A 16,223-nucleotide genomic window follows, 5' to 3' on the forward strand; every position below is an offset into this window, starting at 1 on the left:
GGCACCAATGAAAATTACGAGCATTATCAAGGGTGTTGGCACCCAACTGCGCAGTCTGGGGATGGTTTTCTCCCATGCCTGGCGCCCCCGCGAGACCCTGAACTACCCGGAGCAGCAGGTCTATGCCGCCCCCCGTTTCCGTGGCCGCATCGTACTGACCCGGGATCCGGACGGTGACGAGCGCTGCGTGGCGTGCAACCTGTGCGCCGTGGCCTGCCCGGTCGGCTGCATCTCGCTGCAAAAAGCGGAGCGGGACGACGGTCGCTGGTACCCGGAGTTCTTCCGCATCAACTTCTCCCGCTGCATCTTCTGCGGCCTGTGTGAAGAGGCCTGCCCCACCACCGCCATCCAGCTGACGCCGGATTTCGAGATGGGGGAGTATCGCCGCCAGGATCTGGTGTACGAGAAGGAAGATCTGCTGATCAGCGGCCCCGGCAAATACCCGGACTACAACTTCTACCGCATGAGCGGGATGGCCATCGACGGCAAGCCCAAAGGGGATGCCGAGAACGAAGCCAAGCCCATCGATGTCAAGAGCCTGCTGCCCTAGGAGTCAATCATGGAACTGGCATTTTATGCCGCGGCCCTGGTCGCCGTTTACAGCACGCTGCGGGTCATCAGCACCAGCAACCCCATGCATGCGCTGCTCAATCTCATCATCTCCCTCATCGCCGTGGCCATGATCTTCTTCTGCCTGGGGGCCTCCTTCGCAGGCGCCCTGCAGGTGATCGTCTACGCCGGCGCCATCATGGTGCTGTTCGTGTTCGTGGTGATGATGCTGAACCTGGGGTCCGCCCAGGATCAGGAGCGCAACTGGCTCACCCCCATGACCTGGGGTGGGCCCGCCCTGCTCTCCCTCATCCTGCTCGGCTTCCTGGCCCATGGCATTCTCGGGGTCACCGGCGGTGAACTCGGACTGACCGACGTCAGCGCCAAGGAGGTCGGCATCGCCCTGTTCGGCCCCTATGTGCTGGCGGTGGAGCTCGCCTCCATCCTGCTGCTGGCGGGTCTGGTCACCGCCTATCACCTTGGCCGTGAAGACAAGAGCGGGGAGGTGCTTTCCGTCCCCAAACCCACAGCTCGCCCATCCCAGGAAGGAGGTCAGTCATGAATGGAATCCCAATGGAACACGGTCTGCTGCTGGCCGCCATCCTGTTCTGCATCGGGCTGTGCGGTCTGCTGATCCGCCGCAACCTGCTGTTTATCCTCATGAGTATCGAAATCATGATGAATGCGTCCGCGCTGGCGTTCGTGGTGGCGGGTAGCCGCTGGGCCCAGGCCGACGGCCAGATCATGTACATACTGGTGATTTCTCTGGCGGCAGCGGAGGCCAGTATCGGCCTCGCCCTGTTACTGCTGCTCTATCGTCGTTACCACACCCTGAACGTGGACACTGTGAGCGAGATGCGCGGATGAGCCTCCTATACCTGACTTTCCTGTTCCCCCTGCTGGGGTGGCTACTGCTGGCCTTCTCCATCGGCCGTCTCGGCGAGCGCAGCGCGGCACTCATCGGTGTCGGCAGCATAGGCCTGTCGGCCCTGACCACCCTCTGGGTTGGCATCGACTTTCTCGGCAACATGCCGGAAGGCGGCGTCTATACCCAGACCCTGTGGCAGTGGATGTCGGTGGGTGAATTCCAGCCCACCTTCCGTCTGGCGCTGGATGGGCTGTCGCTCACCATGCTGGGGGTGGTGACAGGGGTGGGCTTCTTCATCCACCTGTTCGCCTCCTGGTACATGCGCGGAGAAGAGGGGTATTCCCGCTTCTTCACCTACACCAACCTCTTCATCGCCAGCATGTTGTTCCTGGTGCTGGCCGACGATCTGCTGTTCGTCTACCTGGGCTGGGAAGGGGTGGGGCTGTGCAGCTACCTGCTGATCGGCTTCTACTACCGCAACCCCGCCAACGGGGCGGCTGCCCTCAAGGCCTTCGTGGTGACCCGGGTCGGTGACGTCTTCCTCGCCATCGGGCTCTTCGTGCTCTACCGCGAGCTCGGCACCCTCAACATCCACGAGCTGCTGGTGCGCGCCCCCGCTATGTTTGCCGAAGGCTCCCCTGCCCTGTCGTTCGCCTGCCTGATGCTGCTCGGCGGCGCGGTCGGCAAATCCGCCCAGCTGCCCCTGCAGACCTGGCTGGCAGACGCCATGGCGGGCCCGACCCCTGTCTCGGCACTGATCCACGCGGCCACCATGGTGACCGCCGGTGTCTACCTCATCGCCCGCACCCACGGCCTCTTCCTGCTGGCTCCGGAGATCCTCCATCTGGTGGCCCTGGTCGGTGCCATCACCCTGGTGCTGGCAGGCTTTGCCGCCCTGGTACAGACCGACATCAAGCGGATCCTGGCCTACTCCACCATGAGCCAGATAGGCTACATGTTCCTGGCCCTGGGGGTCGGCGCCTGGGAAGGGGCCATCTTCCACCTGATGACCCACGCCTTCTTCAAGGCGCTGCTGTTCCTCTCCGCCGGGGCCGTCATAGTCGCGACCCACCACGAGCAGAACATCTTCAAGATGGGGGGCCTGCGCAAGAGCCTGCCGCTGGTCTATGCCTGCTTCCTGGTGGGGGGCTCGGCCCTGGCCGCGCTGCCGCTGGTCACCGCCGGCTTCTACAGTAAAGACGCCATCCTCTGGCAGGTGCAGGCCAGTGGCCAGAGCGCCCTGCTGTGGGCCGGTCTGGGTGGGGCCTTCCTGACCTCCCTCTACACCTTCCGCCTCATCTTCATCGCCTTCCACGGCAAGGCGCAAACCGAGGCCCACGCCGGTCACGGCCTGGCCCACCAGCTGCCGCTGCTGGTGCTGCTGGTGCTCTCCACCGGGGTTGGCGCATTGATAGTGCCGCCGCTGGCCGGGGTACTGCCGGCAGGCCCGGGGGATCATATTGAAGAGGGACGCCACAGCCTCGAGATCCTCTCCGGCGTCATCGCCGTGGCAGGCATTGCGCTCGCCGCCTTCCTCTTCCTAGGCGAACGTCGCCTGGCGAAGGGGATCGCCGAGAGTGCCGTCGGCCGCGCGCTCAGCACCCTCTGGTTCAATGCCTGGGGCTTTGACTGGCTCTATGACTGGATCTGGGTCAAGCCCTACCTGCTGACAACCCGCTTGCTCGGCAAGGACCCGCTGGATCGGATGATGAACCTGCCCGCCGTGCTGGCCCAGGGGGGTCACCAGCTGCTGGCCTGGACAGTCTCCGGCAAGCTGCGCTGGTACGCCGCCTCCATGGGGATGGGCGCCGCCCTGATCCTGGCCCTGCTGCTGCTCGGCTGATCCATGAGCCCAATATGTGTGGCAGGCCCGGGGCCTGCCCGACTAGAACCTAGACGAGAGCTGATATCGTGACCTTACTCTGGATCTTGTTAATTCCTTTTATCGGCGGCTTGCTCTGCTGGCAGATGGAGCGGCTCGGCGGACAATTCGTTCGCTGGGTAGCCCTGCTCTCCATGAGCGCCTGTCTGGTGCTCTCCGGTGCCATCTGGCTGGGGGGTGACTTCTCCCTCGCGAGCCCCGGCCTCCCCGTCTGGGCGGCCGAGTGGCAGCAACCCTGGATCCCCCGCTTCGGCATCTCATTGCACCTGGCGGTAGACGGCCTGTCACTCCTGATGGTGATGCTCACCAGCTTCATCGGCGTGCTGGCCATCCTCTGCTCCTGGAAGGAAATCGTGCAGCGCATCGGCTTCTTCCACCTCAACCTGCTGTGGATCCTGGGGGGCGTGCTCGGCGTCTTCATGGCGGTGGACCTGTTCCTCTTCTTCTTCTTCTGGGAGATGATGCTGGTCCCCATGTACTTCCTGATCGCGCTCTGGGGCCACTCGGTCACCGACGGCAAATCCCGGATCAACGCGGCCACCAAGTTCTTCATCTACACCCAGGCGAGCGGCCTCATCATGCTGGTGGCCATCCTGGGGCTGGTGCTGACCCACCACGCCAGCACAGGCGTCTTCACCTTCAACTATCAGGAGCTGCTGAACACCCCCATGAGCAGCACGGTACAGTGGCTGCTGATGCTGGGCTTCTTCATCGCCTTCGCGGTCAAGATGCCCCTGGTGCCCCTGCACGGCTGGTTGCCGGACGCCCACAGCCAGGCACCGACCGCAGGCTCGGTGGACCTGGCGGGCATCCTGCTCAAGACCGCCGCCTACGGCCTGCTGCGCTTCACCCTGCCGCTCTTCCCGGAGGCTTCCGCCGAGTTCGCCCCCTACGCCATGCTTCTTGGCCTGTTCGGCATCGTCTACGGCGCCCTGCTGGCCTTCGCCCAGACCGACATCAAGCGCCTGGTGGCCTACACCAGCATCTCCCACATGGGCTTCGTGATGATCGCCATCTATTCGGGCAGCGAGCTGGCCCTGCAGGGTGCCGTGGTGCAGATGATCGCCCACGGCCTCTCCGCCGCCGGTCTCTTCATCCTGTGCGGCCAGCTCTACGAGCGGCTGCACACCCGGGATCTGCGCCTGATGGGCGGCCTCTGGGGTCGGCTGCGCTACCTGCCCGGCGTCATGCTGTTCTTCTCGGTGGCCTCCCTTGGCATGCCGGGCACCGGCAACTTCGTCGGCGAGTTCCTGATCCTCATCGGCAGCTTCCAGGTGGCCCCCATCATCACCATCATCGCCACCTTCGGCCTGGTGCTGGCCTCGGTCTACTCCCTCATCATGCTGCAGCGCGCCTGCTTCGGTACCCCCAAGGACGAGAGCGTCCTCAAGGGCCTGGACAGACGGGAGCTGGCCATGATGCTGACCATAGCCGGCCTGCTGGTGCTGCTCGGTCTCTACCCGCAACCCGTGCTCGACACCGCCAGCAGCAGCCTGCTGAGCGTGCTGCACTGGTACGCGCTGCCAGCCACAGGAGCACTGCAATGATGCCCTCTCCTTCTCTCTCCCTTTCCTTGTCCACGCCGGGAGCCTTGTCATGACGTTTACCGCCGCCCAACTATTGGCCCTGCTGCCCCTGTTGCTGACCACGGGGGCCATGGTCGCCCTGATGCTCGCCATCGCCTGGAAGCGCTGCGATGACACCGCCTTCGTGGTGACCATCACAGGTCTCAACCTGGCGCTCTTCTCCCTGCCCATCGTCATGGCCCAGGGAGATCAAGGGGTCACTCCCCTGCTGCAAGTGGACAGCTACGCGGTCTTCTACATGGGGCTGGTGCTCATCGGGGCCCTGGCCACCTGTACCTTCGGTCGCTCCTGGCTCAAGGGCTACCCGGACAACCGGGAAGAGTTCTACCTGCTGCTGCTCATCGCCACCGCAGGCGGCCTGGTGCTGGCGGGTTCCCGCCACCTCGCGTCGCTGTTCATAGGGATCGAGATGCTGACCCTGCCCATGTTCGGTCTGGTGGGCTATGCCTACCGCGAGCGCCACTCCCTGGAGGCCAGCATCAAGTACATGGTGCTCTCCGCCGCCGCCACCGCCTTCCTGCTGTTCGGCATGGCGCTGCTCTATGCCCAGGCGGGGAGCCTGAGCTTCAGCGATCTCGGCCTGACCCTGGCCCAGAGCCCGGCTCACCACCCGCTGCTGATGGGGGGCTTTGGCCTGATGCTGGTGGGCTTCGCCTTCAAACTGTCGCTCGCCCCCTTCCATCTCTGGACCCCGGATGTCTACGAAGGGGCACCTGCACCTGTGGCCACCTTCCTCGCCACCGTGAGCAAGATAGCCGTGTTCTGCGTGCTGCTGCGCTTCTACCTGGCGGTACCGGCCACCTCGGATCCCATGATCCACTGGCTGCTGGCGGCCATGGCGGTCATCTCCATCGTGGTCGGCAACCTCCTGGCGCTGATCCAGACCAACATCAAGCGGATGATGGGTTACTCCTCCATCTCCCACTTCGGCTATCTGCTGGCAGTGGTGGTGGCGAGCCGCCTCGGCCAGATGCCGGTGGAAGCGGCCGGTGTCTACCTGCTGATGTACCTCTTCACCAGCCTGGGGGCCTTCGGCGTCATCAGCATGATGTCCAGCCCCTATCGCGGCAAGGATGCGGACTCCCTGCACAGCTATCGCGGCCTGTTCTGGAAGCGCCCTTATCTCACGGCGGTGATGACGGTGATGATGCTCTCCTTGGCGGGCATCCCCATGACGCTGGGCTTCATCGGCAAGTTCTACCTCATCGGCGTCACCGTCGAGGCGCAGCTGTGGTGGCTCTCCGGCGCCATCGTGCTCGGCAGTGCCCTGGGGCTCTACTACTACCTGCGCGTCATGGTCACCCTCTACCTGCGCGAACCCGGCATGCAGCTGCGCGATGCCAGGGCCGACTGGGCCTTCTCCTCCGGCGGGCTTGTGGTGCTGCTCTCCGCCATCCTGGTGGTGCTGCTCGGCATCTATCCCCAACCGGTCATCAGCCTGGTGCAGGGCTTCCAGCACGTGGTGCTGCGCTAACCTCTGCTGCACTCCACACAACAAAACCGGCCCCCGTGGCCGGTTTTTTATCTCCCCAGACTGCCGGGCCTTGGGGTCAAGCTCGCCGTGCCAATGCCTCCTCCCATTCGCCCTCTCACCTCAACGCTCATCCTTGCTCTCCCCTCCCTCAGTCACCATTCACCAGCCATCACCCCAAGGGGCGCAGAGCGTCTCACGCGCCCATAAAAAAACCGGCCACAGGGGCCGGTTTCTGATTCTCTACCACGTCAGCGCGGGATTAACCCAGACGCACGCGAGCGTTACGGAACATTCGCATCCAGGCGCCGTCCTCGCCCCAGTTGTCCGGGTGCCAGGAGTTCGCCACTGTGCGGAACACCCGCTCCGGGTGCGGCATCATGATGGTGGCACGGCCGTCCGTGGTGGTGACCGCAGTGATGCCCGCCGGGGCGCCGTTCGGGTTGGCCGGGTACTGCTCGGTGACCTGACCGCGGTTGTCCACGAAGCGCAGCCCCACCAGGCCGCTCTGTTGCAGCGCGGCAAGGTGAGCGGCGTCGCGCACCTCCACCCGCCCTTCCCCATGGGAGACGGCGATGGGCATCACCGAGCCCGCCATGCCGGCGAAGAAGGCGGAGGGAGACTCCTGCACTTCCACCAGGCTGAAGCGCGCCTCGAAGCGCTCGGAGCGGTTGCGCACGAAGCGCGGCCAGAGATCGGCCCCCGGGATGAGGTCGCGCAGGTTGGACATCATCTGGCAACCGTTGCACACCCCCAGCGACAAGGTATCGCCACGCTCGAAGAAGCGCTGGAACTGCTCGCGGGCCCCGTCGTTGAACAGGATGGACTTGGCCCAGCCTTCCCCCGCCCCCAGCACGTCACCGTAGGAGAAGCCGCCGCAGGCCACCAGGGTCTGGAACTCCTCCAGCTTGATGCGACCGGACAGGATGTCGCTCATATGCACATCCACCGCCGCGAACCCGGCGCGATCGAACGCTGCCGCCATCTCCACGTGGGAGTTGACCCCCTGCTCGCGCAGCACCGCCAGACGGGGGGAGACCCCGCGGGCGATATAGGGGGCGGCCACATCCTCGGACGGGTTGTAGGTCAACCTGGCCTGCAGACCCGGATCGGTGGCGTCCTGACGGGCGGCATGTTCCTGATCCGCGCACTCCGGGTTGTCCCGCAGGCGCTGCATCTGCCAGCTGGTCTCGCCCCAGAGGGTGCGAAGCGCGGTGCGGCTGGCGCGGTACACTTCGGTGCCGGCGCGCTGGAACAGGATGAGATCATCTTCACGCACCGTGCCCAGCACGTGGGAGCAGGCCGCCAGACCGTGACCGGCCAGCAGGGTCAGCACTGCTTCCTTGTCGTCGCGACGCACCTGGATGACGGCGCCCAGCTCCTCGTTGAACAGCGCCGGCAGCAGGTCGCCCCCCACGCGATCGAGCTGGATGTCGAGGCCGCAGTGACCGGCAAACGCCATCTCGGTCAGGGTGACGAAGAGGCCGCCGTCGGAGCGGTCGTGGTAGGCAATCAGCTTGCGATCCGCCACCAGCGCCTGGATGGCGTTGAAGAAGCCCTTGAGCTGGACGGGGTTGTCCAGATCCGGGGCGCTCTGCCCAAGCTGGCGATAGACCTGGGCCAGGGCGGAGGCGCCGAGGCGCTGCTTGCCGTTGCCAAGGTCAATCAGGATAAGGTCGGTCTCACCGAGATCGGTCCGCAGTTGCGGGGTCACGGTATTGCGCACGTCCTCGACCCGCGCGAAGGCGGAGATGAGCAGGGAGAGCGGCGAGGTGACGCTGCGCTCTTCGCCGTCCTGCTGCCAGCGGGTCTTCATGGACATGGAGTCCTTGCCCACCGGGATGGTGATGCCAAGGGCCGGGCAGAGCTCCTCGCCCACCGCTTTCACGGCTTCGTAGAGGCCCGCATCTTCCCCCGGGTGACCGGCGGCGGACATCCAGTTGGCGGAGAGCTTGACCCGCTTGAGGGAGCCGATATGAGCAGGCGCCAGGTTGGTCAGGGCCTCGGCCACCGCCATACGGGCCGATGCAGCATGAGACAGCAGTGCCACCGGGGTACGCTCCCCCATGGACATGGCTTCGCCGTGGTAGCTGTCGTAGGTGGCGGCGGTGACGGCGCAGTCGGCCACCGGGATCTGCCAGGGACCGACCATCTGGTCGCGGTTGACCAGACCGGTCACGGTGCGATCGCCGATGGTGATGAGGAAGGACTTCTCCGCCACGGTCGGCAGACGCAGCACCCGCTCGGCGGCGTCGCTGAGGGTGATGCCGTCCAGTTGCAGCGCCTTGCCCTGGGCGGGCAGGCTCTGCACGTCGCGGTGCATCTTGGGCGCCTTGCCCAGCAGCACGTCCAGCGGCAGGTCGATGGGCTGGTTGTCAAAATGGCTGTCGGACAGCGTGAGGTGTTTCTCTTCGGTGGCGGTGCCGATGACCGCATAGGGGGCGCGCTCGCGCTCGCACAGGGCCTTGAACAGGGGCAGCTTCTCCTGGGCGACCGCCAGCACGTAGCGCTCCTGGGATTCGTTGCACCAGATCTCCAGCGGGCTCATGCCAGGCTCGTCGCTGGCGATGGCGCGCAGGTCGAAGCGGCCGCCCCGATCGCCGTCGTTCACCAGCTCCGGCATGGCGTTGGAGAGGCCACCGGCCCCCACGTCGTGGATGAAGACGATGGGGTTGTCATCGCCGAGCTGCCAGCAGCGATCGATCACCTCTTGGCAACGGCGCTCCATCTCGGGGTTGTCCCGCTGCACCGAGGCAAAATCGAGGTCTTCGGCAGACTGGCCGGAGGCCATGGAGGAGGCGGCGCCGCCCCCCAGGCCGATGTTCATGGCCGGGCCGCCCAGCACGATGAGGGCCGCCCCCACCGGGATCTCCCCTTTCTGGACGTGTTCGCTGCGGATGTTGCCGATGCCGCCCGCCAGCATGATGGGCTTGTGGTAACCGCGCACTTCGACGCCGTTGTGGCTCGGCACCTGCTCTTCGAAGGTACGGAAATAGCCGAGGATGGCGGGACGACCGAATTCGTTGTTGAAGGCGGCACCACCGAGGGGTCCCTCCTGCATGATGTCAAAGGCGCTGACGATGCGGCTCGGCTTGCCGAAATTCTGCTCCCAGGGCTGCTCGAAACCTGGGATGCGCAGGTTGGAGACGGAGAAGCCCACCAGACCCGCCTTGGGCTTGGCGCCACGGCCGGTCGCGCCCTCGTCGCGAATTTCGCCGCCGGAGCCGGTGGCCGCCCCCGGGAAGGGAGAGATGGCGGTCGGGTGGTTGTGGGTCTCCACCTTCATCAGGATGTCGACGCGCTCCTGGTGATACTGGTACTCACCACTCGCGGGGCTCGGGAAGAAGCGGCCACCCTGGCTGCCTTCCATCACGGCGGCGTTGTCTTTATAGGCAGACAGGACATGATCCGGCGTCTGCTCGAAGGTGTTCTTGATCATCTTGAACAGCGACTTCGGCTGCTGCTCACCGTCTATGGTCCAGTCGGCGTTGAAGATCTTGTGACGGCAGTGCTCGGAGTTCGCCTGGGCGAACATGTAGAGCTCGATGTCGTTGGGATTGCGACCAAGCCGGGTGAAGTTCTCCACCAGGTAGTCGATTTCGTCATCGGCGAGCGCCAGGCCCAGCTCGATGTTGGCCGAGGCCAGGGCGCTGCGGCCACCGCCCAGCACGTCCACCTGGGTGAAGGGGCGCGGCTCGTGATGGGCAAACAGGGCGGCTGCCTGGCTCGGCTCATCGAACACCACTTCCATCATGCGATCGTGCAGCAGGGCCGCGACCTCGCCACGCTGGGCTGCGGTCAGCTCGCCCTTGGCCTGCACGTAATAGGCAATGCCGCGCTCCAGCCGCTTGACCTGGTTCAGGCCGCAGTTGTGGGCGATGTCGGTTGCTTTGGAAGACCAGGGGGAGATAGTGCCGGGGCGGGGGGTAACGAGAAACAGCTGACCGCTGGGGGTGTGTTCCGGGATGGTCGGGCCGTAGCGCAGAAGCTGGCCCAAGGTCGCTCGCTCCGGGGGCGAGAGCGGGCTCGAAAGCTCGGCAAAGTGCACGTATTCGGCATAGACGTCTGCTATCTCTACTCCTCTCTGTGCGCAGCTCTGCAGCAGCTTGTGGACACGAAACTCAGACAGTGCTGGGGCACCACGCAAGATTTCCATATACCTTTCTCACCAAGTTTTAGAGTGTGGGGGGATTTGAGACGCGCGTATTATAGGGATCAGGCTCACCGCGAACAAACGTTTTTCTCATCTCCCACGATGTGACTCCCTCCACACTCTCTGGTATAAAGGTGCCTCTCTTTTGACAAATGCCGATTTTTTCAACAAGGGTACTCACCTACTTGCGCTGCATTTTTCGACTGTTTATCGGGATGTTGCTGACACTGGCCCTGGCCGGCTGTGACTTCTATTCCCCCTCCAGCCAGCTGGAGCAGATCCGCCAACGGGGCGAGATCCGTGTTGGCACCCTCTATGGTCCCACTTCCTATTACCAGCGTGACGACACCGCCCAGGGGTTCGATTACGAGCTGGCGCAGCACTATGCCGACTGGTTGGGGGTCAAGCTGACCATAGTCCCGGCCTACTCCACCGCCGAGCTGGTCGAACAGCTACAAAAGGGCAAGCTGGATCTCGCCGCCGCCGCCATCGTCGTGACCCCGGAGCGGCGCAAGCTGTTTCGCTTTGGCCCCGGCTTCTACCAGGTCTCCCCCAAGCTGGTCTATCGCAACGGCTCCCCCAGGCCCAAGGATCTCGGCGACATCAAGGGCACCATAGTGGTGCCTGCCGGCTCCACCGGCGAGGATCTGATGAAGGAGATGGCCAGCCAGTACCCCAATCTGAGCTGGCGCATCAATCGGGACGCCGACGTGGAGGAGCTGCTCAAGCAGGTCGCCGACGGCGAGGTGGACTACACGGTGGTGCAGGACACCGTACTGGCCCGCACCCAGCGCTACTATCCCGAGCTCACCGAGGGGCTGACCCTCGCCAGCAAGCAGACAGTGGCCTGGGCCATGACCAAGCTGCCCGATGACAGCCTCTACGCCAGCATCATCGACTTCTTCGGCCAGCGCTTCATGGATGGCTCCATCGCCAAGCTCGACGAGAAGTACTTCGGCCACGTGCAGAACTTCGATTTCGTCGACACCCGCACCTTCCTCAAGCGGGCCAAGAGCCTGCTGCCCAAGTACCAGGCGCTGTTCCAGACCCACGCCAAGGAGATCGACTGGCGCCTGCTGGCCGCCATCAGCTATCAGGAGTCCCACTGGGACCCCCAGGCCCGCTCCTACACAGGGGTGCGCGGCATGATGATGCTGACCGAGCCCACCGCCAAGGCGATGGGGGTGAACGATAGAACCCACCCTGAAGAGAGCATCAAGGGGGGCGCCCGCTACCTGCAGGAGATGATGGAGAAGGTGCCGGACTCGGTGCCGGCGGACGAGAAGGTGTGGTTTGCCCTCACCGCCTACAACATCGGCTATGGCCACATGATGGATGCCCGCCGCCTGACCAAGCAGCTCGGCAAGAACCCGGACGCCTGGAGCGACGTGAAAGAGGTGTTGCCCCTGCTGCAGCAGTCACGCTGGCATCGCAAGGTGCGCTACGGCTATGCCCGGGGTGGCGAGGCGCGCAACTACGTCAACAACGTGCGCCAGTACTACCAGAGCCTGCTCTGGCTCGACAACGAGCAGCAGAAGGCCCATCGCCGCGAGGCCCTGGACGAGGACGACGGCAGCGAGCAGGCCCCCCCGGCACAGCGCCCCGCCATCATCGCCGAGGTGGTCAGCCAGATCATCACCCCCTGAGCCCTGCGGGGTGTGTCGTCTGGGGGAATTCTCTGTTACCATTCCCCCAGACCAGAGCCTGTCTGATAGAGGCTTATTGCAATACATTCATCAACTTGCGATATCGATGGCAACCCATGTCAGGGAGCCGTCAGCGTCGCCGGGATGACCAGGGAGGAAAACCAGATGCGAACACGCAGAAGAGCCATGTTGACCAGAAAAACCAGATGCGCCTGGAGCCCCAGACGCAAGCTGAAACTGGCCGACATGAAACGCAAGATATGGCACCGCAACCGCTCCTATACCTTGCTGATTGCGGAGCACACAGCATAAACCCGGCCAAGGCCGGGTTTTTTAATGCCTTTTTATGCCTCGACCGGCGTCAGCTCAAACTGGACACTACGTTTGGAGACCAGGCTGTTGCAGTGGTTGCAGAAGTAATCCACCGCCCCGCAAGCCCGAAGCCATTCAAGCTCATGCAGGCAGGTCGGGCACAGGGCCCGGATCCGATAGCGGGCATGGCACTGGCCGCAGCTCGCCTCTGGGCTGCGGCTGTCCAGCTCGGCCTGGCAGGCCGGGCATGTCAAGAGACTCATGGTCATCTCCTCTCCAGGGCAGGCGCGCCGGGCTCGCCCCTCATCTTGCAGATAAAAAAACGGCTGCCACCAGGGCAGCCGTCAGAGCTTATTTTTTGCTCTTGTTCTTGGCCTTGAGCAGGCGATCCCGTTGCCGCTCCTGGCTCAGGGTCAGGGTGTTCTTCTTGCCCTCGAAGGGGTTGACCGACTCCTGGAACTCGACCCGGATCGGGGTACCCATGATCTTCAGGGACTTGCGGAAGTAGTTGATGAGATACCGCTTGTAGGAGTCCGGCAGATCGTTCAGCTGGTTGCCGTGGATCACGATGCGCGGCGGGTTGTAGCCACCGGCGTGGGCATACTTCAGCTTGACGCGGCGACCGTTGACCATGGGCGGCTGGTGATCTTCCTGCGCCATCTGCATGATGCGGGTCAGCATGGCGGTGCTGGTACGACGGGTGGCGGACTGGTAAGCCTCGTTGATGGACTCGAACAGGTGGCCGACACCGCTGCCGTGCAGGGCGGAGATGAAGTGGACGCGGGCGAAATCGATGAAGCCCAGACGACGGTCCAGCTCGTTCTTGATGTCTTCCTTCACCTTCTGATCCAGACCGTCCCACTTGTTCACCACCAGCACCACGGAGCGGCCGCTGCTCAGCACGAAGCCGAGGATGCTCAAGTCCTGATCCGTGATGGTCTCGCGGGCGTCTATCACCAGCAGGCAGACGTTGGCGTCTTCGATCGCCTTGAGGGTCTTGATGACGGAGAACTTCTCCACCGTCTCATGCACCTTGCCGCGGCGACGCACGCCGGCGGTGTCGATGACCACGTACTTCTGCTCGTCACGCTCCATGGGAATGTAGACGGAGTCGCGGGTGGTGCCCGGCATGTCATAGACGATGACCCGGTCTTCCCCCAGCATGCGGTTGGTCAGGGTGGACTTGCCGACGTTGGGCCGACCGACGATGGCGAACTTGATGGGCAAGTCGGCGAACGGGGTCTCCTTGGTGTCTTCCCGGGTGTCGAGATCACCGGCGGCCACCATGCGCAGCAGGGCTTCTTCGTCGAAGTCCTCCTCTTCCTGCGCCTCTTCTTCGGCGGCAGCCTCGACCAGGGTCTCAAGGTGGGGGGCCAGCGCCAGCTCCAGCAGGCTCAGCACCCCACGACCGTGGGCGGCGGCGATCTGGTACACCTCCCCCAGCGCCAGGCCGTAGAACTCGGAGACCGCGGAGTCACCGTCGATGCCGTCGGTCTTGTTGGCGACCAGGAACACCTTCTTGTGGGTCTTGCGCAGGTGCTCGGCGATGGCCTGATCCGCGGCGGTCAAACCGGCGCGGGCATCCACCATGAAGAGCACCACATCGGCTTCCTCGATGGCCAGCAGGGACTGCTCGGCCATCTTCAGCTCGATCCCCTCCTCGGTGCCATCGATACCGCCGGTATCGACCACGATAAATTCCAGCTCGCCCAACTTCGCCTGGCCGTATTTACGGTCCCGGGTCAGGCCGGGGAAATCGGCAACCAGGGCATCCCGGGTGCGGGTCAGGCGGTTAAACAGGGTGGATTTCCCCACGTTGGGGCGGCCCACCAGGGCTACTACAGGAGTCATAAAAGCCTCATTCTCAAGACGACAAAGGCTCCGGGTCCGAAGACCAGGAGCCGGATATTCAGATTGACGGGCGATCAGGGACGCTTGATAGCGTACAACTTGCCGCCACGGCTCTGCACATACAGGGTGTCACCGTCCACCAGGGGCGCGGCATAGAGACCACTGCTGTCGAGCTGCTGCATGGCCTTGATGGACCCGTCGGTCCGATCCAGCCAATACAGGTAACCTTCCACATCGCCGACCACCACGTAGTCACCCAGGACAACGGGAGCGGTCACGGTGCGGTTTTCCAGCTGGGTGTTGGACCACAGCTCAAGACCATTGCGCCTGTCGACCGCAAACAGATGGCTGCGGCTGTCGGTCAGCACGATGGCATTGCCGGTGACCGCCATGTCGCGGTAGCCGGAATACTTGCGCTTCCACACCTCGTCACCCGTCATCAGCTTGCGGGCCATCAGCTGGCCATTGTAGGCGATGGCATAGAGCTCATCACCGGCAATCAGCGGACTGGCGTCCACGTCGACCATGCGATCCAGCTCGGTGGCGCCGCGGGGATCGGCCACCTTGGACTGGCGCACCGGCTGGCCGTTGCTCAAGAGGGCGATGCCCACCTTGCCATCGGCACGGCCATAGAGCACGGCGCCGTTGGTGATGACAGGGGTGCTGGCACTGCGCAGGGTCAGGGGCGGCTGCTCTTCGGACAGAGTCCACTGCAGCTTGCCCTCATCGGTGTCGAGCGCCATCAGACGGCCAGAGGTGGTCAGCACCACCACACGACCATCCTCGACGGCGGGGCTCGCCACCACTTCACCGGGTACCGTGGTCTGCCACAGCACTTCCCCGTTCGCTTCGTTCAGGGCGTAGACCACCCCGTTCTCGGAGCCGAGGAACAGCTTGCCGTAGCGGGAGACCAGACCGCCGGAGAGACGGGCACTGCGCTTGTCGGCGTTGATCGGCAGGTCTGCCAGATCCACGCTCCACAGGGTCTCGCCACTGTTGCGATCGAAGGCGGTCACATCCCCATCACGGGCGGCGGCATAGATGTGATCCTCTTCCACCACGGGTTGCAGCTGGGAGTAAAAATCGCCTATGCCATCCCCGACGGAGGAGGACCACTTGGTATCGGCACTGAAGGCGGACTCCACCACGGGCAGAGGCGCCATCGGGGTCAGGTCTTCCTCGGAGCTGAACAGGGAGCAGCCCTGCAGGGCCAGGGAGACTGCCACCCCCAGCGCCATTTTCTTGTACAGATTACGCATCCGGAGCCTCACCCGCAGTGACCGCTGGCAGCGCCAGATCGTCCATCTTCAGCTTGAGTTCGGCGCTGCTCTGCAGGCCGCCGGCATCGGCCGCCACCTGATAGGCATCGCGCGCCTCTTCGGGCTTGCCCTGCCCCAGCAGGACATCACCACGCACTTCCGCCACCTGGGCCTTGAAGGCGTCGTTGTTGATCTTGCCAAGCTGGGCCAGGGCCTCGTCGGCCTTGCCCTGATCCTTGAGCACCCGGGCCAGGCGCAGGGCGGCGATGGGCTTGATGCTCTCGTCGCCGTTCGCGGCCACCTGGGTCAGCTGCTCGGCAGCCAGATCCAGCTTGCCCGCCTTGACCGCAGCCGCGGCCAGTTGCAGGGCGGCCAGCTCGGCATAGGCGTCGCCCTGATGGGCGCTGATGAAGCTCTTGGCCTGCTCAAGGGCGGCATCGTCCCCCTTGGCGAGCTGGGCTGTCATGGCGTTGTAAGCCTGAGAGGCGGCTTCCTGGTTGGTCTGCTGCAGCTCGTTGTAGTAACGCCAGCCAAAGAGGCCGACCAGACCGATCACGGTCCCGGCGAGTACCGAGGTGCCGTTCTCTTTCCACCAGCTCTTGATGACCTCAACCTGTTGTTCTTCAGTGGTATACACTTCCACAGC

The 16,223-nt window shown here is 64.2% G+C and carries 12 protein-coding genes; 7 read left to right on the forward strand and 5 right to left on the reverse strand.

Annotated elements, in window-relative coordinates; genetic code table 11:
• Positions 1-7: 7 nt before the first annotated feature.
• From nuoI to nuoN, 6 genes are all read left to right on the forward strand, one after another.
• Entirely contained in the window at positions 8-550 is a 543-nt protein-coding gene (gene nuoI / locus ACWPWQ_RS09795) for an NADH-quinone oxidoreductase subunit NuoI (protein ID WP_025327221.1), read from the forward strand.
• A gap of 9 nt (positions 551-559) precedes the next feature.
• Complete coding sequence (gene nuoJ, locus ACWPWQ_RS09800; RefSeq protein WP_139434264.1) at positions 560-1,111, forward strand: NADH-quinone oxidoreductase subunit J; 552 nt, start codon at positions 560-562, stop codon at positions 1,109-1,111.
• On the forward strand, positions 1,108-1,416 hold the full coding sequence (gene nuoK / locus ACWPWQ_RS09805) for an NADH-quinone oxidoreductase subunit NuoK (protein ID WP_005314891.1): 309 nt from the start codon (positions 1,108-1,110) through the stop codon (positions 1,414-1,416). Before nuoJ ends, nuoK begins: the two co-directional genes overlap by 4 nt.
• Entirely contained in the window at positions 1,413-3,260 is a 1,848-nt protein-coding gene (nuoL, locus tag ACWPWQ_RS09810; protein WP_454009669.1) for an NADH-quinone oxidoreductase subunit L, read from the forward strand. The genes nuoK and nuoL overlap by 4 nt, the downstream gene beginning before the upstream one ends.
• A gap of 68 nt (positions 3,261-3,328) precedes the next feature.
• Positions 3,329-4,846 carry an NADH-quinone oxidoreductase subunit M gene (gene nuoM / locus ACWPWQ_RS09815; protein ID WP_139434262.1) on the forward strand — a complete coding sequence of 506 codons (1,518 nt, stop codon included), beginning with the start codon at positions 3,329-3,331 and terminating at the stop codon, positions 4,844-4,846.
• A gap of 49 nt (positions 4,847-4,895) precedes the next feature.
• Positions 4,896-6,359, forward strand: coding sequence for an NADH-quinone oxidoreductase subunit NuoN (gene nuoN, locus ACWPWQ_RS09820; RefSeq protein WP_025327224.1), 1,464 nt, complete (start codon positions 4,896-4,898; stop codon positions 6,357-6,359).
• 259 nt (positions 6,360-6,618) lie between these two features.
• Here nuoN and purL read toward each other — a convergent pair whose 3' ends face one another.
• On the reverse strand, positions 6,619-10,512 hold the full coding sequence (gene purL / locus ACWPWQ_RS09825) for a phosphoribosylformylglycinamidine synthase (protein WP_454009670.1): 3,894 nt from the start codon (positions 10,510-10,512) through the stop codon (positions 6,619-6,621).
• Between the two features lie 149 nt (positions 10,513-10,661).
• On the opposite strand from purL, the gene mltF reads away from it, so the two are divergent.
• A complete protein-coding gene (gene mltF, locus ACWPWQ_RS09830; RefSeq protein ID WP_247626391.1) occupies positions 10,662-12,155 on the forward strand; it encodes a membrane-bound lytic murein transglycosylase MltF in 1,494 nt (497 codons plus the stop codon).
• 344 nt (positions 12,156-12,499) lie between these two features.
• Here mltF and ACWPWQ_RS09835 read toward each other — a convergent pair whose 3' ends face one another.
• The 4 genes from ACWPWQ_RS09835 to ACWPWQ_RS09850 all read right to left on the reverse strand — a co-directional run bounded on the left by ACWPWQ_RS09835 (position 12,500) and on the right by ACWPWQ_RS09850 (position 16,220).
• Positions 12,500-12,730: a zinc ribbon domain-containing protein gene (locus tag ACWPWQ_RS09835; protein ID WP_454009671.1), complete on the reverse strand. Its 231-nt coding sequence runs from the start codon at positions 12,728-12,730 to the stop codon at positions 12,500-12,502.
• A gap of 88 nt (positions 12,731-12,818) precedes the next feature.
• Complete coding sequence (gene der, locus ACWPWQ_RS09840; protein ID WP_106886585.1) at positions 12,819-14,318, reverse strand: ribosome biogenesis GTPase Der; 1,500 nt, start codon at positions 14,316-14,318, stop codon at positions 12,819-12,821.
• Between the two features lie 74 nt (positions 14,319-14,392).
• Entirely contained in the window at positions 14,393-15,577 is a 1,185-nt protein-coding gene (gene bamB / locus ACWPWQ_RS09845; protein WP_139434257.1) for an outer membrane protein assembly factor BamB, read from the reverse strand.
• Positions 15,570-16,220: a YfgM family protein gene (locus ACWPWQ_RS09850; RefSeq protein ID WP_041205942.1), complete on the reverse strand. Its 651-nt coding sequence runs from the start codon at positions 16,218-16,220 to the stop codon at positions 15,570-15,572. The genes bamB and ACWPWQ_RS09850 overlap by 8 nt, the downstream gene beginning before the upstream one ends.
• Between the last annotated feature and the right edge of the window lie 3 nt (positions 16,221-16,223).

It is taken from the genome of Aeromonas sp. Marseille-Q7275 (assembly GCF_965119515.1).